The organism is Mesorhizobium sp. Root695 (genome assembly GCF_001428185.1).
Taxonomy (GTDB): Bacteria; Pseudomonadota; Alphaproteobacteria; order Rhizobiales; family Rhizobiaceae; genus Mesorhizobium.
On record NZ_LMHO01000045.1, the window covers coordinates 211,544 to 234,660 of the forward strand.

Sequence of the window (23,117 nt, forward strand, 5' to 3'; positions counted from 1 at the left end):
CGAACCACAGTCCTGTAGACGGGATTTTTGTCGGTAGCAGCGGCAACTGCCGCTTTCCTTCCGGTCGCCATAGTCATGGGCTTTGCCATACCATATCTCCCCTTAGTGCCACGAACTGCTAATGCGTTGTTTTTTGCAAGACAGCGTTTCGCCGATGTCCCAGTTTCATATCGCACAATTGCGAATTGGTTAAGCGTTGCATCTTCTCGGAATCAACGGGGTCAGCTCGTGCAGGTTCCGTCATATCCCAACGCAAATCAACGTTCTATCGTCGCGATGATCGCGATTGTCGCGACATCGCGCCATCATGATAGCGTGTTTCGTTGAATGCTGTATGTGGTCATTGCGCGTTTCTCCGTGGAAATTGTTGTCAAAGTGAACCGCTCCAACCCCTCTCCAAACGCCCCCATCGCCGTCTGCCAGGCCGATCGTCGTACAGCCGGGTGATGGTTGGTCCGCCGGTGCCAGTACATCCGTGGTCAGCGGCGGCGCGCGCCCCCTACCGCCATCTGACGGAGACGCCCACCAGGCGCCGCTGCGTTCGGGTCGCCGGGAGGTATTCTGTGTTCTCGACATCGTCTCGCCACACCGTCGCGAACTTGCCGGCAAACGTGCCGCTCTTGTCCCGTGTCGCTGCAATGACGGCGTCACCAAGGGCCTCAGCCGCGGACCTTGACCGCTACCGCCAGACCGTCGGCGCGAAGGATTGCATCTCCGGTGAGTTTCTTCCGGAATGTCTCGTTGTGCTCCCACGGGCTCACGAAGCCGCTCAGAAGCTTTTCAACTGGATGCTCCGCGCGCTGCTTTCCGCCGCCTGGCAACCGCTGGTAGACGTGCACAGGCAGTGTGGCGATGGTGTCGACCAAGAGCCGGTAACACGCCAGCGTTGTCGGTGAGGTCAGCGCCGTCTCGGCTGACACCGCAACGCCCGTGGACGACAGTGGCACAAGCCACATGTAGTCCGCGTATTGCATCGCCCGCTTTTCGGTTCTGAACCAGTCGAAAATCTTCATGCCTCGGATGTGCAGGCATGCCGGCTGATTTGCTATTGGCTAAAGTCTTGTTGAATCTCGTTAAAACTTGGAAATTCTGCGATTCTCAAAGGGGCAGATAGCGGGGCCCCGCCCAGCGCGAAAAGGTTCATTGAACCATAGGAGCGCTTCGTATTTTCGCGCTAAGGCATTGATTGGAATGGTGGGCGATGACGGGCTCGAACCGCCGACATCTTCGGTGTAAACGAAGCGCTCTACCAACTGAGCTAATCGCCCGCTCCGGGCCGGACCTTTAAGCGGTCGTAACCGGCTTCGCAAGGCCAAATGAGTGCAGGACGCCCTGGTTGGACGCCGGTTTTGCCAACAAAACGCCGGCTGTCAAAAAACCTTCTCCTGTTTGCTGTTATGCTGTCCTGTCACGCTTGACACCCGGTGGCGAACCCCTTATCCAGCGCCCCAACGACGAACACGGCTGACACGTGTTCGCCATGCGCGGGTGTAGCTCAGTTGGTTAGAGTGCCGGCCTGTCACGCCGGAGGTCGCGGGTTCGAGCCCCGTCACTCGCGCCATTTCTCCTAGGGGTATCAAGCCCTTGGCTTCGGAGAAATGTCGACATTGATTGTCAAAAATATTGTCTTGCAAGAGACCTGAGGCCACTCAGGTCCTTTCGGCATGTGCCTACGTCTGGCCTCGCAAGATCACCCACTCGCCAGCAGCGCCTCGACCTCCTGCAGCGTCGGCATCGACGGCGCGGTCCCTGGTCGCGTCACGGAAATGCCGGCGACCGCACAAGCGAAGCGCACCGCTTGCAGCGGTTCCACGCCCCGCGAAAGTGCTGCGGCAAGACCGCCATTGAAGGCATCGCCCGCCCCCGTGGTTTCGACCACCGGTCCCGCACTGACGGCGGGAACATGGTCGGAGCGGTCCTTCGAGTGCAAAAGCGCGCCCTTGTCGCCCAGCGTGACGATGACGGTGCCGACGCCCTTTTCGAGCAGCTTGTCCGCAGCGGCTCGCGCCTCGTCGACAGAGGAGACCTTCATCCCTGTCAGTTCCTCCGTCTCCGTCTCGTTGGGCGTGAGATAGTCGCAGAGCGTGTAGATGCGGTCGGGAATCTTTGCCGCCGGGGCCGGGTTGAGGATCGTCGTCACCCCTGCCCCCCGCGCGATCTCCAGCGCCCGCATGGCTGTTTCGATCGGCTGTTCGAGCTGGGTGACAAAGACGCCGGCACTGCTGATCAGCCCGGCATTGGCCTCGATATCGGCTGGCGAGATCAGCATGGCAGCACCGGGGCTGACGATGATGGCATTGTTGCCGGTGGTCTCCTCGACGAAGATGTAGGCCGCACCAGTGTAGCTTTCCGGCGTATCGATGACGGCATTCTTGACGCCCGCCCGCGCCCAGGTCTGCCTGGCCATGTCGGCGAACGGGTCGACGCCGAGGCGGGTGAGGAAGGTGACATCGGCGCCGAGCTTGCCGGCGGCGACCGCCTGGTTCGAGCCCTTGCCGCCCGGCCCCAGCGTGAAAGATGTGCCAAGGATGGTTTCGCCCATGCGCGGCTGCCGCTGCGCCCTGTAGGCGGTGTCGGCGACGAACACGCCCAGGATGACGACCGGCTTGCCCGAAGCCATGCCGCTACTCCGCATCCGGCGGCACGACGCCCTTGCGGAAGGCGAAGCAGCCATAGAAGCGGCGTTCGCCGGTCTGGATGACGCAATAGGCCTGTTTGGCGCGCTCATAGAAGGCATAGCGCTCGACCGCTATCATCGGCCAGGACTTGCCCTCGGCCTGGTCGACTTCCTTCTGCACCTCTTTCTGCACAGCCGGAATCTCGTCCGGCTTGCCGACAATCTCCATGCGCGCGGCCGAGTCATCGACGAATGTATCCAGCGGGTAGAGCGACAGCACCGCCTTGGCTACCTCGGCGGCCGAGGCATTGATGCGCAGCAGGCGGCCGAGCGCGGTCTGGCGCGCCACCGAATCGGACGGGAAATTGGTGTCGGCGATGATCAGATCATCGCCATGGCCCATCGCCCGCAATGCCTGCAGCACGTCGGCATTGAGCAACGGATTGATGCCTTTGAGCATGATAGTCCTCGTGAGTTGAGATCAGAGACGCTTGCCGGTCTCGGCGTCGAAAAGATGGATCTGGTCGAGCCGCGGCTTCAGGGTCAGCGTGTCGCCGGGTTTGAAGTCGTGGCGCTCGCGAAACAGCGCCACCATCTCGCCGTCGCCGAAGCGCAGGAACACCACCGTTTCCGAGCCGGTCGGCTCGACCACCGAAATCTTCGCCGGCACGCCATCGGGATGGATCTCGAGATGTTCCGGGCGCACGCCATAGACGACGGCCTGGCCGTCCTGCGCGGCATTGCCTGGTGCAATCGGAAACAGCGTGCCTGCAATGTCGACACCGGGCTTGGCGCCCTTGCGCATGACGCCCTTGAGCAGGTTCATCGAAGGCGAACCGATGAAGCCGGCGACAAACAGATTGGCCGGCCGGTCGAACAGCTCCAGCGGCGCGCCGACCTGCTCGATGCGGCCGTCGCGCATGACGACGATCTTGTCGGCCATGGTCATGGCCTCGATCTGGTCATGGGTGACGTAGATGGTGGTGGTCTTCAGCCGCTGGTGCAGTTCCTTGATCTCGGTGCGCATCTGCACGCGCAGCTTGGCGTCCAGATTGGAGAGCGGCTCGTCGAACAGGAACACCTGCGGGTTGCGCACGATGGCGCGGCCCATGGCCACGCGCTGGCGCTGTCCGCCGGAAAGCTGGCGGGGATAGCGCTTCAGATAGGGATTGAGGTCGAGGATGTCGGCGGCGCGCTTGACCCGCTCGGCGACCACGGCCGGATCGGTTTTCCGCAGCTTGAGCGCAAAGGCCATGTTCTGCTCGACCGTCTTGTGCGGATAGAGCGCGTAGTTCTGGAACACCATGGCGATGTCGCGCTTGGCCGGCGGCAGGTGATTGACGACGCGGTCGCCGATGGCGATGGTCCCAGCGGATACGGTCTCCAGCCCGGCCACCATCCTGAGCAGCGTGGACTTGCCGCAACCCGAAGGGCCAACCAGCACCACGAACTGTCCGTCTGCGATATCGACGCTGACTTCATGCAGAACCTTGACCGTTCCGAACGCCTTGGCCACCTTGCTGATTGCGACTTGAGCCATATACTCCCCTTCCGGCTCCACTGGCCGTAGACGCAGAAGCTAACCAAGGCGACCGGTCAGGGCAAGTCGGTCCCTTATAGATAAAAACCCGTTCTCGTTGACACGGCGTTGGGTTGTGAGAATAGTGGCGAGCGCTGGTCCAAAGTCGGCACCCGAACCGTAATCGGAACCTCAATCGACGCAGGGTGGGGTCCTGCCTAGTTCGTTTCCGAACCGGGAGCATCGTTGGCGCTCCGGCGTCCGACAGATGGCCAATTTATTCACACTGATGTTCTGGGAGGAACAGGCGATGAGAACGGGTCTTTACGAGAAACTGGTTCGAGCCGGCGCCACAAGGCGCGACATATTGAAGGGCGCTGCCAGCATGGCCGCAATCGCGGCCGCATCCGGCGCCGGGCTTGGCGCCTTGACGCGTCCGGCTTCCGCGGCAAGCGAACTGCGCACCAAAATCCTGCAGATCCCCGGCGTCGGCAAGGGCCAGCCGACGGACGCCGATTTCCAGAAGGTCGGTGAACTCTGCCTCGAGGCGACCAAGGCGAACGTCAAGGAAGGCGAATTCGCCGGCGTCGAGCTGACCTTCATGGGTCTCAACAACCAGAACCTGCACAATGTGCTGTTCCGCGGCTTCCTGAAGCCCTGGGAGACCTATACCGGCGCCAAGATCAACTGGATCGACCTGGCGCAGGCCGACTACAACGCCCGCCTGCAGCAGTCGATCGCCACCGGCACCGTCGATTTCGACATCATCGAAATGGGCGCACCGTTCGAAGGCGATGTCTGCGGCAAGGGCCTGACGTCGGAAATGCCCGACTGGGTCAAGGAGCAGATCGACATGAAAGATGTCGTGGCCTATCTGCAGCCCCCGGTCGGCACCTGGAACGGCAAGCAATATCGCGTGACCGTCGACGGCGACGCGCACAATTTCAACTACCGCACCGACGTGTTTGCCGATGCCGACCTCGCCAAGGCCTGGAAGGACGGCGGCGGTGAAGGCGAGTGGGGCGTGCCGAAGACCTGGCAGCAGGTCCAGGCGGTCACGAAGTTCCTCAAGGGCAAGAAGCTCAAGGACCAGGACGTCTTTGGCTATCTCGATGCGCCAAAACCCTGGGGCGGTTTCGGCTTCTACTTCCTTGGCAGCCGCGCCAGCGCTTACGCCAAGCACCCCGACGACAAGGCCTGGCTGTTCGACGCCGACACGATGAAGCCGCGCGTCAACAACCCGGCCTGGGTGCGCGCCATCCAGGACGTCATCGACGCACTGCCTTCGGAGCCGGCCGACCAGATCAACGCCGACCCGAACACCACCGCCTTCCAGCAGTTCCTGGCCGGCACCGGCTCGATGGTCACCTGGTGGGGCGACGTCGGCTCCAACGTCAAGACCAACGATTCGTCTGTTGTCGGCGACGTCACCGGCTTCTCGATCCTGCCGGGCTCGGACGATGTCTACAATTCGAAGACCGGAGCCTGGGACAAGCTCGCCAGCGGCCCGAACTATGCGCCCAACTGCGCCTATCTCGGCTGGGGCGTCTATGTCATGGCCCGCGTCGATGCCGACGAGAAGAAAAAGAAGGCGGCCTGGTCCGCCGCCGCCCATCTTGGCGGCAAGGACCTGTCGATCTGGACGGCGATGTATCCCTCGGGCTTCCAGCCGTACCGCAACTCGCATTTCGATATTCCGGAATGGGTGGCGGCCGGCTACGACGAGGCCTTCATCACCTCCTACCTCAAGTCGGAATCCGACAGCTACAATCATCCGAACGCGGCGATCGAGCCACGCATCCCCGGCATCTTCCAGTACTACAGCGCCGCCGAGGACATCCTGGCCAACACCTTCGCCGGCAAGATGAAGGCGCAGGAAGGCGCCGACGCCATTGCTGCGGCCTGGGAGAAGCTGACCGACCAGATCGGCCGCGACAACCAGATCAAGCTCTACAAGGCCTCGCTCGGCATGTAGGCTGGCCCTATGAACCGTGGTCCGGCGGCAACGCCGGACCACTTTAGACCGGCTCCGGCTCCTTGAGAGCCTTCAAACGGGCGAGATTTGTGGCTGACCAGACTTCGACCGCAAGCCAGTGGCCGGCAGATGCCGGCCCTTCCGATCTGATTTCTCCAGGCCGCAAACGGCTCGGCTGGGCGCTGATGTCCGTTGCGACGCTCGGCCTGCTGTCCATGATCGCGCTGGAAATCCTCTACAAGGGCAGCGCCGATACGATCGGCTTCGAGACCTGGCGCCCCGTCGTCTATGCCTATGTGTTGTGGGGCGTGGCGCTCGGCATCGGCCAGGTGCTGACGCGCGGCGAGGACGGCCAGCGCGCCCTGTTCCTGCTGCCGGCGCTGCTGTTCACTATCGCCATGGTGATCTTCCCGACACTGTTTGGTTTCTACATCGCGCTGACCGACTGGAATCTCAGTTCCTTCAGCGGCCGCAGGTTCAACGGGCTCGACAATTTCTGGCAGATGCTGGGCGATCCCTACTACCGCAACGCGCTGTTCAACATGGTGCTCTATGTGCTGGCGGTGGCGGTCGAATATGTGATCGCCTTCGGCCTGGCGCTGTTGCTCAACGCCCAGATCCGGGCGCGAAAATTCTTCCGCGTCGTCTTCCTGATGCCGCTGATGCTGTCGCCCGTCGCGGTGTCGTGGATGATCGGCAAGTCGCTGATGGAATACCGCTTTGGACCGGCCGCAACGCTGGCACGACATCTCGGCTGGGAGAATCCAGCCTTCTTCAGCGATCCCATCACCGCGCGCATCGCGATCATGGTGCTGGACGCCTGGACGTTCATTCCGTTCATGATGATCATGCTGCTGGCCGGGCTGCAGGCGATGTCGCGCGAGGTGCTCGAAGCCGCACGCGTCGACGGCGCCAATGCGTGGCAGACCTTCTGGCAGGTCACCTTCCCGCTGATGCTGCCGGTATCGGTGACGGCGGTGATCCTGCGCATCATCTTCAAGCTGAAGCTTGCCGACATCATTATCACAGTGACCTCGGGCGGTCCGGGCGGTGCCACCGATTCCGTGTCGAGCTTCATCTACCGCGAATATCGCGACCGCTCGAATGTCGGCTACGGAACCATGCTGGCGATGGCCTATCTGGTGATCATCGTCGTGTTCGTCACGTGGCTGTTGAAATTTGCCAACCGCTTCGTGCGCAACGTTAATTGAAGCAAGATGGGTGAATTGAGCCAAGATGAGCGTTCAGACCACCGAATATGTCGCCTCGGAAATCCGCTCGCCGGCGAGCTTCCTCGCCAGCCGCGTCTTCATCTATGGGGCGCTGGCCTTCTGGGCATTCATCTGCCTGTTCCCGATTTATTGGACGATCACGACCTCGTTCAAGACCGCGGTTGACGTTACCCAGGGCCATCTCATCCCCTTCGTCGACTTCCAGCCGGACTGGAAGGGCTGGCGCTCACTCGGCCTGTCGCCGGACTCGATCTTCCAGACCTCGACGGTGCGCGAGGAGTTCCTCAAGCGCTTCATGAATTCGGTGATCACCTCGGTCGGCGCATCGAGCCTCGCCATCGTCATCGGCAGCCTCGCCGCCTACGGGCTCACCCGCTACCGCTACCATTTCGCCTGGTTCAAGAACGAAGACATCTCGTTCTTCTTCCTGTCGCAGCTGATACTGCCGCCGGTGGTGCTGGCGCTGCCCTTCCTGGTGCTCTACCGCGAAGTCGGCCTGCTCGACACGCGCGTTGGGCTGATCCTGCTCTACACGCTGATGGTGCTGCCGATCGTCATCTGGATCATGCGCGACCAGTTCAACTCGATCCCGGTCGAGCTCGAGGAAGCCGCGCTCGTCGACGGATTGTCGATCTGGGGCGCCTTCTTCCGCATCGTCATGCCGATCGCGCTGCCTGGCATGGTCGCCGCCTTCATCCTGGCGATGGTGCTGTGCTGGAACGAGTATTTCTTCGCCGCCCTTCTGACCTCGACCGACGCCAAGACCATCCCGGTCATGGTGGCGAGCCAGACCGGCTCGCAAGGCATCAACTGGTGGTCGATGGCAGCGCTCGCGACTGCTGCCATCGCGCCTCTCGCCGTCATCGGCATCGCGCTCGAACGCTATCTGATCATGGGCATGACCGCGGGAGCGGTGAAGTAGCAGGGCCAGCCTTCCTTCTCCCGGAAGGGGAGCGGGAAAGAACCGCGCTAAAGCGTGTCGCGTCTGAATGGATTCAGACGACCCGCTTTAGGTCTTTGTTTTGATGCATGTCGTTCTCCCAAAACCGAGGTCACTTTTGGGCGACATGCATTAGCCCCTCAGGATCGTGCGCAGGTGATCCATGATCATGGCCACACCCTTTTGCCCGAGTTCCGCCGATGCATCCTTGGCGCTCGCCGTATACCAGCTCTTGTTGTCTTCGAAGTGCGTGGCATCCACCGCTTCGGGACATAGCGCCAGCATCAGCGAGGTCTCGCCAATGCCGGCATGATCGAACGGGTACCTGCCGTTCATGTCAGCCGACATCAGCGGATGCACCTGCACCCAATTGAAGAAATTTTCACCCGCAGCGTGTCCCGAATAGTAGTCGGCCATCGTCTGAGAGCCCCACCAACCCTCGCCGCGTTCCTTCTCGAGAAAGCGGAAGATCGCCTGGCGACCGGCGGTCTTGAACGCCAGATCGGTCGGCATGCCGGCGGCGAAATTCTCGGTTTGGTGGTGGATGATTGCGTGGATGTTGCGAAATCCGATGCGCAGCAGGCTGTAGAACAGCTCCTCGCCGAACGCCGCCAGCGCATTGCCGCCGACCTGCACCGAGCCGCTGCCTTCCGGCGGCGCTACCGCGTAGCTGGCCGCCCCATAGTAGAAAGGCGGCAAGATGACGACGTCCTTCTCCTTTTCGAACAGCTCCAGCGCCTTGACGACGGCCAGCGTGTCCATGCCGACGGCCATGTGCTCGCCGTGGTATTCGAGTACTCCAAGCGGCAGTGCGACCGGCCAGTTCTTGGCGATCGCCTTGCGGATCTGGTGCGGCAGCATCAATTCGTAGCGCATGATCTATTCCATGTTGGTGTGGCGGGCGCGCATCGCTTCCGGCGATGCGCCGATCAAATCCTTGAGCTTCAGCACCATCACTTCGAACAGCAGGAACAGCGCGCCTTCGAACACCGAGCCCATCGGCAGGACCGACGTCTTCTGCGCCCCCTGATCGTTGGCCATGGTCTGCGCGGGGATGAGCAGCGTGAAATCGGCGCGCTTTGCCGCACGGCTTTCGGCCTGGGCCGTCAGCAGCAGGTTGGTCGCGCCGGCGTCGTGCGCGACCTGCATGAGGGTCAGCACGGTCGAGGTTTCTCCCGGCCCGGAGCTGGCCAGGAAGACATCCCCCGGTCCCAAGGGCGGCGTGGTCATGTCGCCGACCACGGCGACCGGCAGGCCCAAATGGTAGAGCCGCATGGCAAAACCCTTGACCTGCAGGGCCTCGCGGCCGCAGCCATAGACGACGATCTGCCTGGCGCCGGCCAGCCTCTTGCAGGCGGCGTCGATCCGGCTCTCGTCGACCCGCGCCAGCACGCCGCCGAGCTCGTCAAGCGCCGTCTCGAACAGGTTTTTGCTCTTGTCGCTCACCGCAACCCTGCCATGAAAATCACCCTGGGATTTGCCGCTCTTGCTGCCACGAACAGCTTGATTTTGCTCATGCTAGCAACCGCGAAAATGCGTGTCCAACGCTCCGCGATGCTTTTGCCTGATCACAGGCATGATAGTGTATGTGAGACAAATCAAGCGAGGCAAACGGCAGGATATGAAGACACGGCATTTCGACCGCATCGGCAATGGCGGTATCAGTTTCACCGAACTCGGCTTCGGCACGGCGCCGCTTGGCAACCTCTATCGTGCCGTCTCGGACGAGGACGCCAATGCCACGCTGGAGGCCGCCTGGGCGACCGGCTGCCGCTACTACGACACCGCGCCGCTCTACGGGCTTGGCCTGTCGGAAACGCGGCTCAACCCGTTCCTGCGCGGCAAGAAGCGCGACGACTATGTGCTGTCGAGCAAGGTCGGCCGCATCATGCGGGCCTGCCCGCCGGAAGAGCGCACGGGCATCGGCAAGTTCTTCGGCACGCCATCGCGCCGCGAGGTGTACGACTACAGCTATGACGGCGTCATGCGCTCGTTTGAAGCCTCGCTCGAGCGCCTCGGCGTCGACCGTATCGACATCCTCTTCGTGCATGATGTTGACATCTTCACCCATGGCAGCAAGGAAGCGTCCGACCAGCGCATCGAGGAGTTCATGCGCTCCGGCTACTACGGCTTGCTCTCGCTCCGCGACCAAGGCGTGATCAAGGCGTTCGGTGGCGGCATCAATGAGTGGCAGGTTGCGCAGACGCTGGCCGAGCGCGGCGACTTCGACCTGTTCCTGCTGGCCGGGCGCTATACGCTGCTGGAACAGGAGGCGCTGACGTCCTTCCTGCCGCTCTGCCAGGCACGCGGCATCGGTATCGTTCTGGGCGGACCCTACAACTCCGGCATCCTCGCAACAGGGCCGAAGCCGGGCGCCTACTACAACTACTCCGAAGCACCGAAGGACATCCTCGACCGCGTCGCCGGCATCGAGAGCGTCTGCAAGCGCCATGGCGTGCGACTGATCGAGGCCGCCCTACAATTCCCATTGCTGCATCCGTCGGTCGTCTCGGTGATCCCCGGCGGCCAGCGGCCGAGCGAAGTCGAGAGCAACCGCTCGCTGCTCGATGCGAAACTGCCCGCGGCGCTTTGGGCCGATCTCAAGAAGGAGGGCCTTATGCACCCTGAAGCGCCGACCGCATAACTCGACCGCCATCGCGTCGGCGTCGGACACAAAAATGAAAAGCCGGGCAAGCCCGGCTTTTCTGGTCCCTGAAAAGAAAAAGGCGTTTAGTTGACTGCGTCCTTGAGGCCCTTGCCAGCCGAGAACTTCGGCACGGTGCGTGCCGGAATCTTCACTTCGGCGCCGGTCTGAGGATTGCGGCCGGTCGACGCCGCACGCTTTGACACGGTGAAATTGCCAAAGCCGACAAGCCGGACATCGCCGCCCTTCTTCAGTTCGCCGGTGATCACGGAAAATACCGCATCGACCGCCGACTGCGCGTCACCCTTCGAAATGCTCGCGGCGTCGGCGACAGCGGACACCAGTTCGTTCTTGTTCATAAAAATTCCCTTCCATGAGAACACCGGAACTATCGACTCATCCGGCAGGAAAGGGACTTTAGAAAGAAGCGTTCCCGCAACCAAGTCGAAAAGGCAGAAAAAAGGCGGAAAAAGCCCGGAAATGCTGGGTTTTTCACATGAAAAAGCCGGGCGCTAGGCCCGGCTCTCTGTTTGTGCACTGCAACCTTGGCGAAAACCAACGCATGGCCCCGAAAACCGTAGCCGGTTTTCGGAAAAGACCATGCGCAAGTCCAAGGCGTTAGAGCGTTCATTGCGTCCAAGTGGACGCGCGACGCTTAATGCGCAAGCGACTTTCCAGCGTCGTCGGCAGTGTCTGTCGCGGCCGGCGGATTGACCGGTTCGACCCATTCGATCGGCTCCGGCATACGCACCAGCGCGTGGCGCAACACCTCACCGACCCGTGAGACCGGAATGATCTCCATGCCGTTCTTCACGTTGTCCGGAATCTCCGCCAGATCCTTGGCATTGTCTTCCGGGATCAGCACCTTCTTGATGCCGCCGCGCAGTGCGGCAAGCAGCTTCTCCTTGAGCCCACCGATCGGCAAGATGCGGCCGCGAAGCGTTATCTCGCCAGTCATCGCCACATCTGCCCGGACCGGAATACCCGTTAGTACCGACACAATGGCTGTCGCCATGGCAGCACCTGCGGACGGGCCGTCCTTCGGCGTTGCGCCTTCCGGCAAGTGCACGTGGATGTCGCGCTTGTCGAACAGCGGCGGCTCGATGCCGAAATCGACGGCGCGCGAGCGGACATAGGAGGCCGCCGCCGAAATCGATTCCTTCATCACGTCGCGCAGATTGCCGGTCACCGTCATGCGGCCCTTGCCGGGCATCATGACGCCTTCGACCGTCAGCAGCTCGCCGCCAACTTCCGTCCAGGCAAGACCTGTAACAACACCGACCTGATCGTCAGCCTCGACCTGACCGAAGCGGAAGCGCTCAACACCGAGGTAGTCGGCGAGGTTCGCCGCCGTGATGTTCACCGTCTTCTTCTTCGTCTTCAGGATCTCGGTCACCGCCTTGCGCCCGAGCTTCATCAGCTCGCGCTCCAGGCTCCTGACGCCCGCTTCACGGGTGTAGGTCTGAACGATGGCGCGGATCGCGTCCTCACCGACGGAAAACTCCTTCGGCTGCAGCGCATGATCGCGGATCACCTTCGGCATCAGGTGCCGCTTGGCGATCTCGATCTTCTCGTCTTCGGTGTAGCCGGCGATACGGATGATCTCCATGCGGTCCATCAAGGGCGCCGGGATGTTCAGCGTATTCGCCGTCGTCACGAACATCACGCTCGACAGATCGTATTCGACCTCGAGGTAGTGGTCCATGAACGTCGAGTTCTGTTCGGGATCGAGCACCTCGAGCAACGCCGACGACGGATCACCACGGAAGTCCTGGCCCATCTTGTCGATCTCGTCGAGCAGGAAGAGCGGGTTGGACTTCTTAGCCTTCTTCATCGACTGGATGACCTTGCCGGGCATCGAGCCGATATAGGTGCGGCGGTGCCCACGGATCTCGGCCTCGTCACGCACACCGCCCAGCGCCATGCGGATGAACTCACGTCCAGTCGCCTTGGCGATCGACTTGCCGAGCGAGGTCTTGCCGACGCCCGGAGGTCCGACGAGGCACAGGATCGGCCCCTTCAGCTTCTTCTGGCGGCTTTGCACGGCGAGATACTCGACGATGCGCTCCTTGACCTTGTCGAGACCGAAATGATCGGTGTCGAGCACGTTCTGCGCGAAAGCCAGGTCCTGCTTGACCTTGGAGTTCTTGCCCCACGGGATCGACAGGATCCAGTCGAGATAGTTGCGCACGACCGTCGATTCAGCCGACATCGGCGACATCGTCCTGAGCTTCTTCAACTCGGCTTCCGCTTTTTCGCGGGCTTCCTTGGAGAGCTTGGTCTTCTTGATGCGCGCCTCGATCTCGGCGGCTTCGTCGCGGCCGTCCTCGCCCTCGCCGAGCTCCTTCTGGATCGCCTTCATCTGCTCGTTGAGGTAGTATTCGCGCTGCGTCTTCTCCATCTGGCGCTTGACGCGCGAGCGGATGCGCTTCTCCACCTGCAGGACGGAGATTTCGGCTTCCATGAAGCCCATCGCCTTTTCCAGCCGCTCCTTGACCGACAGCGTGGCCAGCATTTCCTGCTTTTCAGGGATCTTGATGGCGAGATGCGAGGCAACCGTGTCGGCGAGCTTGGAGTAGTCGTCGATCTGGCTGGCGGCACCCACCACTTCGGGCGAGATCTTCTTGTTCAGCTTGACGTAGTTCTCGAAGTCGGTGACGACCGAACGAGCCAGCGCCTCGACCTCGACCTCTTCCTCTTCCGGCTCGACCAACGCCTTGGCGCTGGCCTCATGGAAGTCGGGACGGTCGGTGAACGAGACGATTTTCGCGCGCGAGGCACCCTCGACCAGAACCTTGACGGTGCCGTCGGGCAGCTTCAGCAATTGCAGCACGTTGGCGAGCGTGCCGATGTCAAAGATGGCATCGGGCTCGGGATCGTCGTCGGCGGCATTCATCTGGGTGGCAAGCAGAATCTGCTTTTCCTGACCCATCACCTCTTCCAGCGCCTTGATCGACTTCTCACGCCCGACGAAGAGCGGAACGATCATGTGCGGGAACACCACGATGTCGCGCAGTGGGAGGACTGCGAAGACGCCGTCGCTGGGAGCCTTGGATACTTTGGCCATTGTCCAACCTTTCATATCGCGACCGCCAATCAGCCAACCGCGAATCCTATATTAACGACCGGGGATCGTTCCGCCTACCACCGTTTGTGACGGGAGTTTTACAGCACAGAAATCGGGCACCACGGCCTTCTCCAATTAGTTGGATGCACTATCCCCAAAGATCAAGGGGCGAGTACAAATCCGCACCTCCAACTTGCCCTGAAGTGACACATTTGCGACGCCAAGACCGGGCCCACCCGCAAAATCCTGGGCGGACAGCAAAACGGCGCCTTGCGGCGCCGTTTCAGAACTTCGCTGCGGGCTCATGTCAGGCGCTGACATTGCCCTTCTTTTCCTTCTGCTCGGAGTAGATGTAGAGCGGCCGGGCGCTGCCGGTCACCACTTCCTCCGAAATCACCACTTCGCGCACGCCTTCGAGTGCGGGAAGCTCGAACATCGTGTCGAGCAGGATCGCTTCCATGATCGAGCGCAGGCCGCGGGCGCCGGTCTTGCGCTCGATGGCGCGCTTGGCGATGGCCGACAGGGCGTTCTCGTGGAAGGTCAGGTCGACATTCTCCATCTCGAACAGCCGCTGGTACTGCTTGACCAGCGCGTTCTTCGGCTCGGTCAGGATCTGGATCAGTGCCGGCTCGTCGAGATCCTCCAGCGTCGCCAGAACCGGCAGACGGCCGACAAACTCGGGGATAAGACCGAACTTCAACAGATCCTCTGGCTCGACCAGACGGAAGACATCGCCGGTGCGGCGATCCTCGGGCGAAGCGACGATGGCGCCGAAGCCGATCGAGGTCTTGCGGCCGCGATCGGAGATGATCTTGTCCAACCCGGCGAAGGCGCCGCCGCAGATGAACAGGATGTTGGCGGTGTCGACCTGCAGAAATTCCTGCTGCGGATGCTTCCTGCCGCCCTGCGGCGGCACGGAGGCGACGGTGCCTTCCATGATCTTCAGCAGCGCCTGCTGCACGCCCTCGCCCGACACGTCGCGGGTGATCGAGGGATTATCGGACTTGCGCGAAATCTTGTCGATTTCGTCGATGTAGACGATGCCGCGCTGGGCCCGCTCGACATTGTAGTCGGCCGACTGCAACAGCTTCAGGATGATGTTTTCGACGTCCTCGCCGACATAACCGGCTTCGGTCAGCGTCGTCGCATCAGCCATGGTGAAGGGCACGTCGATGATGCGGGCCAGCGTCTGCGCAAGCAGCGTCTTGCCGCAACCGGTCGGGCCGATCAGCAGGATGTTGGACTTCGCCAGCTCGACATCGTTGTTCTTGCCGGCGTGCGCGAGGCGCTTGTAGTGGTTGTGGACCGCCACCGACAGCACGCGCTTGGCGTAGGGCTGGCCGATGACGTAGTCGTCGAGAACCTTGAGGATCTCCTGCGGTGTCGGCACGCCCTCGCGTGACTTCACCATCGAGGTCTTGTTCTCCTCGCGGATGATGTCCATGCAGAGCTCGACGCACTCGTCGCAGATGAAGACCGTCGGACCGGCGATCAGCTTGCGCACTTCGTGCTGGCTTTTGCCGCAAAACGAGCAGTAAAGCGTGTTCTTGGAATCGCCGCTGTTGTTGCCGACCTTGCTCATTTTCATGTCCTTTCATGGCCGCCCGCCGATGGTCTGGCTGAAAGGGCGCATACTCTATCTATCGCGGGAATCCGCCGCCGCCAGTGTGTCCCGGCTCCCGCAACGCATTCCGTACGAAACACAAATCAGAAAACGTGGCAATGATTCGCGACAACCCCGCATAAAGCTAAGCCGCCGAAACTCAACATAGCCTTAACGTAGGCAATCCTGTCCCCCGAGGGAACAGCCAATTGTGGCCGAAATGCCGCAAGACGCCCCAAAAGCGCGTAGTGCCGCCAGCCAAATGCCAATAAGCCCTTATGCCACGGCGCCTTCAGGCGGCTCACGCGACGAAATGACCTTGTCGATGAGGCCGAAATCCTTGGCTTCGTCGGCGGTCATGAAATGGTCGCGGTCGAGCGTCCTTTCGATCTCTTCGTAGCTCTTGCCGGTGTGCTTGACGTAGACCTCGTTGAGGCGACGCTTCAGCTTGATGATGTCCTGGGCATGGCGCTCGATGTCGGACGCCTGGCCCTGGAAGCCGCCGGAAGGCTGGTGAACCATGATGCGGGCGTTCGGCGTGGCAAAGCGCATGTCCTTGTGACCGGCGGTCAAGAGCAGCGAACCCATCGAGGCCGCCTGGCCGATGCAGAGCGTCGACACGGCCGGCTTGATGAACTGCATGGTGTCGTAGATCGCCATGCCGGCGGTGACGACGCCGCCCGGGGAATTGATGTAGAGGTTGATTTCCTTCTTCGGATTCTCGGCTTCCAGGAACAAAAGCTGCGCGCAGACCAGCGTCGCCATGCCGTCCTCGACCGGACCGGTGATGAAAATGATGCGCTCCTTGAGGAGACGCGAGAAAATGTCGTAGGCCCGCTCGCCGCGATTGGTCTGCTCGACCACCATCGGAACGAGGTTCATGTAGGTTTCGACGGGGTTCTTCATTCGTTATCTCTTATCTCGCGGTGGGATTCCGGCGCCGGGCATGCTGGCGGATCGGGCAGAATCGGTTCTGGATCGTTATTCCGTAAATAGGATGCCGGCTCATCCTTGTGCAAGGCCGACCCCTCCTAGCCATCTGGGTAAGTCGAATCAAGGTTACATTTCACGGGATTCATCGACCCGTGCCGTGATCGTTCGGCGCTGTCGTCGCCACCGTAGCAATTTCTTAACCGCATCGCTTAACGAAATGCGCCGAAACCGCTTTTCTCCGAGGCAGCTTCCCCTACAATTCAGCGTTGAACTGATGCTAGAGTTCAACACGGGGAGTGCCATGTCTGGGAAAACCGCATGCTTCACCATTGCCGGGCTGGCCATGCTCGGTACGATTTCGCAGACGGCGGCCGGCGGCCGCGCCGTCGAATGCTATGAACCTGTCCGAACGCCTGATGTCTACGACACGGTCTACGAGGACGTGCTGGTCAGCCCGCCCGGCCAGCGGGTCGACTACGTCCCACCCATTTATGGCACGCGCGAACGCGTGGTGATGACCGCTCCGGCTCAGGTGACGTACGAAATCGTGCCTGCCGTCACCCGCACCGTCTACCATACAGTCCGGGTCGATGGCGGCGGCTATTCCTGGGAATGGCGCGTCATCCATGGCCGCAAGGTGCTGTGCAAGATCTGGCACAAGGCGCGCTATCAACGCGTCGCCGAAACCGTCGTGATCCAGCCCGAACGCACGCGCCGTGTCGTCATTCCCGCACAGTACGACAGCATCGCCGAAGAGGTGCTGGTGCGACCGGAGCAAAGGCGCGTCATCGATGTTCCCGCCTCCTACCAGACCGTCGCGCGTCGTGTGCTGGTTCGCGAGGGTTCATCGGGCTGGCGGCGGGTGCATATTCCCAGGCACTGCAATGGATAGCCTCGGCTGGGTTGTTATCGTTTTCGGTGTTGCAGCAGCTTATGTCTTCTTGCGGTACGATCTGTACGACGCCGCCGCATTTAGGTGGAAAAGTGTGTCTGGACCCGACGGATACTACGTCTATGCAGCGTTTTTCGCCTTTCTGACGATCGCGGCGGTAGGGCTCTTCTTTTACGCCGGCGGCTAGCGCTTGTCTCACGAGACTCTGCTCAGGCCACCTCCGCCCGCAGCCATGCCGTCAAGCCGGCGACATCGCCATCGCCGACGGCCGCCGCAACGCGCCGGCCGACCGCCGCGCCGAACTTGTAGCCATGGCCGGAGCAGGCCGAGACGATCAGGCACTTGCCCTTCTCATGCGCCCAAAACTTCTCGTCATCGGTGAAGGTATAGGCGCAGGTGACGACCTCGGTCACCTTGTATTCCTCGATCCGGGCGATCGGTGGTGAAAACAGGTTTCGGATCGCCTCGCCCTCGCCCAGCACCGGCTGACGGTTCCAGTTGGCGTCGCTGGTCGGCACCCTGTGCAGCCCGGACCCGAATTTCATGCCGGCGCCGCCGGAGGGCGGGATCACATAGCCGTCGACCGTGCCGCCGATATCGAGGACGACCGGTGACGCATGCCAGGCGGCCTTGAGGTCGGCCGGCGGTTCGACATAGGCAAGTGCGGTTCGATAGGTCTTCAGCTCGCCGTCCATTTCCGGGAACAGTTTCAACACCCAGGCACCTGCCGTGACGACGATGCGGTCGGCTTGCATGGTCTCGCCGCTTTCGAGCATGACATGGCCGGCCTCGGAGTCGATGGCGGTGACCTTGCTGTGTTCGTAGACATTGGCGCCGTTGGCGCGCAGCCACTTTGCCAGGCTGGAGGCGATCTTGCGGCAATGCAGCGCGCCACCTTCGGTCGAAAAATAGGCATAGCGGAATGAACTGGCCTGCAAAAAGGGCCAGCGTTCCACGGCTGCATCGGGTTCCAGCAATTCGAAGGGAAAATTGCCCTCTTCCAGGCCCTCGCGGTATTCCTCGGCCTCGTCGCCCGGCTCGCGTGAAATGCAGACAAACCCGCGCGCGTCGAGGTGGCTTTCGCCGAGATCGGCCCACATCTCGTCCCAGGCCTGATAGGCCTCGGTGATCAGCCGGCCATAGCCGGTTCCGGCGCGGTAGGCGCGGCGGATGATACGATGGTGGTCACCCGACGCGGCCAGCGGATTGGGGATCGGTCCCTGCTCGACGATCGAAACGCTATGGCCTGCCTTGACCAGCGACCACGCCGTGGAGAGGCCGGCAATGCCCGCGCCGACAACGATCACATTCATCCGTCAAGTCTTTCCGCAGCCGCGCCGCTGGCTCAATTCATTGGGCAGTCAGCCGCCAACATACGGTCTGGAAACAGGCTGGCAAGCCGCGCTATGGGTCTGGCATGAGCAAATTGACGCCACCCGCCCTGGCCTTTGATCCAGCCACTCGCCGGCTGCGGCTTGACCCGCACGAGCCGGCCTTTTTTCAAAATCCTTATGAGGCCTATGCCTTTCTGCACGGCGCATCGAACGCATTCTTCTGGGAAGAATTCGGCTTCTGGTGCTTTGGCGGTTTCGATGACGTCAACCGGCTGCTGCGCGACCGCCGCTTCGGCCGCCAGAACCCGGCTGGCATTCCGGACAGAAGCGGCATCGGCGAGGATCGCAGCCATCTCAGAGCATTCGACGGCATCGAAGCCAATTCGATGCTGGAGCTGGAGCCACCGGTGCACACGCGGCTGAGAACGCTGGTCAACCGTGCCTTCGTCTCGCGCCAGGTCGAACGGCTGCGGCCGCGTGTCGAAGCGCTCGCCAACGACCTGATCGACCGTTTCGAACCGGGCAAGACCGTCGACCTGCTGCCGGCCTTCGCGGCGCCGCTGCCGATCACCATCATCGCCGAAATGCTTGGCGTGCCGGTCGCGATGGGACCTCAACTGCTCGACTGGTCGCACCAGATGGTCGCCATGTACATGCACGGCCGCACGCGCGAGACTGAAGAGACGGCCAACCGCGCCGCGAGCGAATTTGCCGATTTCCTGCGTTTCCATGTCACCGAGCGGCGCGAGAACCCCGGCGACGACCTGCTGTCGCTGCTGATCGCGGCGCAGGAGGACGGCCAGAAACTGTCGGAGGACGAGATGGTGTCCTCGGCGATCCTGCTGCTCAATGCCGGTCATGAAGCGACCGTGCACCAGACCGGCAATGCCGTACGCTCGATCCTGGCGCAAGGGGGCGATGTCAGCCGCTTCTTCGGTTCGCCCGAAGCGACTGCGGCAACGGTCGAGGAATGCCTGCGCTTCGACGCGCCGCTGCACATGTTCACCCGCTACGCCTATCACGAGATCGAGGTCTCGCCCGGCATCGTCGTGCAGCCGGGCCAGACGATCGGGCTGCTGCTTGGCATGGCCAACCATGACCCGCGTGCCTTCGCCGAACCGCAAGCCTTCCAGCCCGGCCGTGCGGACCAGAAGAACGTGTCCTTCGGCGCCGGCATCCATTTCTGCATCGGTGCACCGCTGGCCCGGCTCGAATTGCAGGTATCGCTGAAAACCCTGTTTGAACGGCACCCAAAGCTCCGTCTTGCCGAACAGCCCCGCTTCCGCGACACTTACCACTTCCATGGGCTGGAAACGCTCGCCGTCGGCTTCTGACGATCGCGGGCCTGGGGCTGCGATATGAGACTGTTTTCGATACGGGCGACGTTGTTCGCCCTGGCGCTGGTGCGCGCATCCCCTGACATCGCGGCCGCCCAGCAGCAGCCGGAAAACATCCCATGGCAAAACAGCATGGCCATCGCCCAGAAAATGGCCACGGTTCTGCTGGAGCGGCAGACCGGATCGAAAGGACTGCCGCTAACATCGTTTGCCATCGAGGTCGATCTCAACCTCGATGGTTTTCCGGAGATTTTCGCCTATCGCTATGCGCCCGGCTGTGATGGCACCAACTGCGGGAACTTCCTGTTTGTCCTGGAAGGCGACAGCTACCAGGAGGTTCTCGGCGACATTCCGGGTGCCCGGCTGGTGCCGCAGGACAAGATCGGGCTCAGCGCCTTCAAACGGAACGGTTTTCTCGACATCCAGTCCGACCAGATGACGATCGGCTGGGACGGCAAGCGCTATCTCGACGCGTCCAGCTTTCCAGCTTCGTCGCTCGATGGAGCAGCCTTCCTGGCGGCTTGCCAGAAAAGCAAGTCCAACGAGCAGCCAGCCGATGGCGAAGCCGAGCGCGTGAGCGCTGAATGTCAATGCCAGTTCAATCGCCTTCAGGCGATCGGCTTTACGCAGCCCGATCTCGACATGTACACCGCGTCGCTGGCAGAAAACTTCGAATACCCGACCGGTGAAGAGTGGACGGCGCTGCTGGCCGTCCAGAACAGTGCCAAGGATGTAGCCACCGGCTGCGATGTCGCCAGCGGCAAGAGCCAATGGCCACCGGCCTATTTCAACCATGGCGACCAGCCGCAGCAGAAGCTGGATTTCGACGCTTTCCTCGATGCCTGCCCGGCACAGACCTTCATCCTCACCAACCACAAGATTGGCTCGCCGGACCGGGCGCTCAGCCTCTGCGGCTGCCTTGCCCGCGAGATGCCGACACAGGGCATCAGCCAGGAGGGGCTCGATCTCATGGCGCAGTATTATCGCGAGGAAATCTCCGACGCGGATGTCGAGGCACAGGATGTCGACGTGCTGACCTTCCACGACAAGGCGTCGGAAGCCTGCCTCAGCCAGTTTCCAGCAAAGTGATCAAAGCTTGATCACATACTCCTTGCGAGTCGTTTCAAGCACTTCCCAGCTGCCTTTGAAGCCAGGCCTCAGCACGAAACTGTCGCCGGACTTGACGGTGCGCGCTTGCCCACCGTCCTCCGCGATCACCGAAACGCCGGACAGGATGTGGCAGAACTCCCACTCGTCATAGACGATACGCCATTTGCCGGGAGTCGATTCCCAGATGCCGGCGTAGAGGCCGCCCTCCCGCTCCTCGACATTCCAGGTGCGGAATTTCGGATCGCCCAAGATCAGCCGATCTGGCGCCGGCGCGCCAGATTCAGGCTCGACGCTGTCAGTCGCTATTGTCAGGTAATGCGCGGACAAGACTTGCCTCCTTGAAAGAGCCGGCTCCCCCCACCCCGGCGCTGCGCGCCGACCCTCCCCACAAGGGGGAGGGTAAAAAAAATCAGACCTTGGCGAGCGCCTGTTCGAGGTCGGCGACGATGTCGTTGACGTCCTCGATGCCGATCGACAGCCGTACCGTGTCCGGTCCCGCGCCCGCCTTGACCTTCTGCTCGTCGGAAAGCTGGCGGTGCGTGGTCGAGGCCGGGTGGATGACCAGCGACTTGGTGTCGCCGACATTGGCGAGGTGCGAGAACAGTTCGAGCGCCTCGACAAATTTCACGCCGGCGTCATAACCGCCCTTGAGAGCGAAGGTGAACACGGCGCCGGCGCCAAGCGGCGAGTACTTCTTCTGTAGCGCGTTGTTCTTGTCGCTGGGCAGGCCGGGGTAGTTCACCGAGGCGACCTTGGGATGGTTGGACAGCCAGGCGGCAACCGTCACGGCGTTGTCGCAGTGGCGCTGCATGCGCAGCGGCAAGGTCTCCAGGCCGGTCAGGATGAGGAAGGCGTTGAACGGCGAGATCGCCGGGCCAAGGTCGCGCAGGCCGAGCACACGCGCGGCAATAGCGAAAGCGAAATTGCCGAAGGTTTCGTGCAGGACGAGGCCGCCATATTCGGGGCGCGGTTCCGACAGCATCGGGTATTTGCCCGACTTCGACCAGTCGAAGGTGCCGCCATCGATGATGGCGCCGCCGATCGAATTGCCATGGCCGCCGATAAACTTGGTCAGCGAATGCACGACAATGTCGGCGCCATGCTCGATCGGCCGGATGAGGTAGGGCGAGGCCAGCGTGTTGTCGACGATCAGCGGCAGGCCATGCTTGCGCGCGATGTCACCGATCTTCTCGATGTCGACGAAGGTGCCTCCCGGATTGGCGAGGCTCTCGATGAAGATCGCCTTGGTCCTGTCGTCGATCTGGCTTTCGAAGGTCGAGATGTCATTGGTTTCGGCCCAGCGCACTTCCCAGCCAAAATTCTTGAAGGCATGGCCGAACTGGTTGATCGAGCCGCCATAGAGCTTGTTGGCGGCAACGAAATTGTCGCCAGGCTGCATCAGATTGTGGAACACGATCACCTGCGCGGCATGACCGGAGGCGACCGCAAGGGCCGCCGTGCCGCCTTCGAGGGCCGCCATGCGCTCTTCCAGCACCGCCTGGGTCGGGTTCATGATGCGGGTGTAGATGTTGCCGAAGGCCTTCAGCCCGAACAGCGAGGCGGCATGGTCGGCATCATCGAAGACGAAGGAGGTCGTCTGGTAGATCGGCGTGGCGCGTGCGCCGGTCGCGGGATCTGGCTTGGCGCCGGCGTGGACGGCGAGCGTGTTGAAACCTGGCGTGCGGGTCACTGAAAAACCTCCCTTTTGAAACTCTTGAAATCGCCGGGCATTCTTGGCGAAGCCTGAGCGCGAATGCAAAGAAGAAAATGCCCTTTGGCGAACGATCTGCGGCCGAGGCCTGAGAAAATGAGCTAACCTAGAGCCTTTCACGTTTTGACGGAAGCATAGCCTGCGTTTTGGAAGTAGTTCTTGCATTCGGCTGCCTCGATGGTTTCGACGAGGTGGCCGATGTG

Annotated in this window: 21 protein-coding genes and 2 tRNA genes; 9 read left to right on the plus strand and 14 right to left on the minus strand. The window is 61.8% G+C overall.

Annotated elements, in window-relative coordinates:
- Positions 1–659 precede the first annotated feature (659 nt).
- On the minus strand, positions 660–1,013 hold the full coding sequence (locus tag ASD99_RS30220; RefSeq protein ID WP_057145867.1) for a phage portal protein: 354 nt from the start codon (positions 1,011–1,013) through the stop codon (positions 660–662).
- A 179-nt stretch (positions 1,014–1,192) separates the two neighbouring features.
- Positions 1,193–1,268: transfer RNA gene (locus ASD99_RS30225), tRNA-Val, on the minus strand.
- A 216-nt stretch (positions 1,269–1,484) separates the two neighbouring features.
- On the opposite strand from ASD99_RS30225, the gene ASD99_RS30230 reads away from it, so the two are divergent.
- A tRNA-Asp gene (locus tag ASD99_RS30230) sits at positions 1,485–1,561 on the plus strand.
- A 129-nt stretch (positions 1,562–1,690) separates the two neighbouring features.
- Here the strand turns inward: ASD99_RS30230 and rbsK are convergent.
- Genes rbsK through ASD99_RS30245 form a run of 3 tightly spaced genes read right to left on the minus strand, consistent with a single transcriptional unit; the run spans position 1,691 to position 4,157 of the window.
- A complete protein-coding gene (rbsK, locus tag ASD99_RS30235; RefSeq protein ID WP_057145890.1) occupies positions 1,691–2,620 on the minus strand; it encodes a ribokinase in 930 nt (309 codons plus the stop codon).
- Between the two features lie 4 nt (positions 2,621–2,624).
- A complete protein-coding gene (locus ASD99_RS30240) occupies positions 2,625–3,077 on the minus strand; it encodes an RbsD/FucU family protein (protein WP_057145868.1) in 453 nt (150 codons plus the stop codon).
- A gap of 21 nt (positions 3,078–3,098) precedes the next feature.
- Positions 3,099–4,157, minus strand: a complete 1,059-nt coding sequence (locus ASD99_RS30245; protein WP_057145869.1) for an ABC transporter ATP-binding protein — start codon at positions 4,155–4,157, stop codon at positions 3,099–3,101.
- Between the two features lie 289 nt (positions 4,158–4,446).
- Here ASD99_RS30245 and ASD99_RS30250 point away from each other — a divergent pair, with 289 nt between their 5' ends.
- From ASD99_RS30250 to ASD99_RS30260, 3 genes are all read left to right on the plus strand, one after another.
- Positions 4,447–6,111: an ABC transporter substrate-binding protein gene (locus tag ASD99_RS30250; protein ID WP_056594552.1), complete on the plus strand. Its 1,665-nt coding sequence runs from the start codon at positions 4,447–4,449 to the stop codon at positions 6,109–6,111.
- Positions 6,112–6,200: 89 nt separating this feature from the next.
- Entirely contained in the window at positions 6,201–7,322 is a 1,122-nt protein-coding gene (locus tag ASD99_RS30255; protein WP_057145870.1) for a carbohydrate ABC transporter permease, read from the plus strand.
- 25 nt (positions 7,323–7,347) lie between these two features.
- A complete protein-coding gene (locus ASD99_RS30260; protein WP_056594228.1) occupies positions 7,348–8,265 on the plus strand; it encodes a carbohydrate ABC transporter permease in 918 nt (305 codons plus the stop codon).
- A 150-nt stretch (positions 8,266–8,415) separates the two neighbouring features.
- Here ASD99_RS30260 and ASD99_RS30265 read toward each other — a convergent pair whose 3' ends face one another.
- Positions 8,416–9,159 (minus strand): creatininase family protein, encoded by a 744-nt coding sequence (locus tag ASD99_RS30265; protein ID WP_056594226.1) that lies wholly within the window; start codon positions 9,157–9,159, stop codon positions 8,416–8,418.
- 3 nt (positions 9,160–9,162) lie between these two features.
- On the minus strand, positions 9,163–9,729 hold the full coding sequence (locus tag ASD99_RS30270; RefSeq protein WP_057145871.1) for an SIS domain-containing protein: 567 nt from the start codon (positions 9,727–9,729) through the stop codon (positions 9,163–9,165).
- Positions 9,730–9,904: 175 nt separating this feature from the next.
- Here ASD99_RS30270 and ASD99_RS30275 point away from each other — a divergent pair, with 175 nt between their 5' ends.
- Positions 9,905–10,927: an aldo/keto reductase gene (locus tag ASD99_RS30275; protein WP_056594220.1), complete on the plus strand. Its 1,023-nt coding sequence runs from the start codon at positions 9,905–9,907 to the stop codon at positions 10,925–10,927.
- A gap of 86 nt (positions 10,928–11,013) precedes the next feature.
- Here the strand turns inward: ASD99_RS30275 and ASD99_RS30280 are convergent, their stop codons facing one another.
- From ASD99_RS30280 to clpP, 4 genes are all read right to left on the minus strand, one after another.
- Entirely contained in the window at positions 11,014–11,286 is a 273-nt protein-coding gene (locus ASD99_RS30280; RefSeq protein WP_006201846.1) for an HU family DNA-binding protein, read from the minus strand.
- Between the two features lie 296 nt (positions 11,287–11,582).
- On the minus strand, positions 11,583–13,994 hold the full coding sequence (gene lon, locus ASD99_RS30285) for an endopeptidase La (protein WP_057145872.1): 2,412 nt from the start codon (positions 13,992–13,994) through the stop codon (positions 11,583–11,585).
- Positions 13,995–14,301: 307 nt separating this feature from the next.
- On the minus strand, positions 14,302–15,576 hold the full coding sequence (gene clpX, locus ASD99_RS30290; protein ID WP_023759839.1) for an ATP-dependent Clp protease ATP-binding subunit ClpX: 1,275 nt from the start codon (positions 15,574–15,576) through the stop codon (positions 14,302–14,304).
- A 297-nt stretch (positions 15,577–15,873) separates the two neighbouring features.
- A complete protein-coding gene (gene clpP, locus ASD99_RS30295) occupies positions 15,874–16,503 on the minus strand; it encodes an ATP-dependent Clp endopeptidase proteolytic subunit ClpP (RefSeq protein WP_057145873.1) in 630 nt (209 codons plus the stop codon).
- 328 nt (positions 16,504–16,831) lie between these two features.
- On the opposite strand from clpP, the gene ASD99_RS30300 reads away from it, so the two are divergent.
- Positions 16,832–17,422 (plus strand): hypothetical protein, encoded by a 591-nt coding sequence (locus ASD99_RS30300; RefSeq protein ID WP_057145874.1) that lies wholly within the window; start codon positions 16,832–16,834, stop codon positions 17,420–17,422.
- Complete coding sequence (locus tag ASD99_RS30305) at positions 17,415–17,609, plus strand: hypothetical protein (RefSeq protein WP_057145875.1); 195 nt, start codon at positions 17,415–17,417, stop codon at positions 17,607–17,609. The genes ASD99_RS30300 and ASD99_RS30305 overlap by 8 nt, the downstream gene beginning before the upstream one ends.
- A gap of 22 nt (positions 17,610–17,631) precedes the next feature.
- Here the strand turns inward: ASD99_RS30305 and ASD99_RS30310 are convergent, their stop codons facing one another.
- Entirely contained in the window at positions 17,632–18,735 is a 1,104-nt protein-coding gene (locus ASD99_RS30310; RefSeq protein WP_057145876.1) for an NAD(P)/FAD-dependent oxidoreductase, read from the minus strand.
- A gap of 104 nt (positions 18,736–18,839) precedes the next feature.
- Here ASD99_RS30310 and ASD99_RS30315 point away from each other — a divergent pair, with 104 nt between their 5' ends.
- Both ASD99_RS30315 and ASD99_RS30320 read left to right on the plus strand, forming a co-directional pair.
- Positions 18,840–20,090, plus strand: coding sequence for a cytochrome P450 (locus tag ASD99_RS30315; protein ID WP_057145877.1), 1,251 nt, complete (start codon positions 18,840–18,842; stop codon positions 20,088–20,090).
- Positions 20,091–20,114: 24 nt separating this feature from the next.
- Complete coding sequence (locus tag ASD99_RS30320; protein WP_244497957.1) at positions 20,115–21,182, plus strand: hypothetical protein; 1,068 nt, start codon at positions 20,115–20,117, stop codon at positions 21,180–21,182.
- Here ASD99_RS30320 and ASD99_RS30325 read toward each other — a convergent pair whose 3' ends face one another.
- Positions 21,183–21,530, minus strand: coding sequence for a cupin domain-containing protein (locus ASD99_RS30325; protein WP_056594205.1), 348 nt, complete (start codon positions 21,528–21,530; stop codon positions 21,183–21,185).
- Between the two features lie 82 nt (positions 21,531–21,612).
- A complete protein-coding gene (locus ASD99_RS30330; protein ID WP_056594202.1) occupies positions 21,613–22,893 on the minus strand; it encodes an O-acetylhomoserine aminocarboxypropyltransferase in 1,281 nt (426 codons plus the stop codon).
- Positions 22,894–23,117 lie beyond the last annotated feature (224 nt).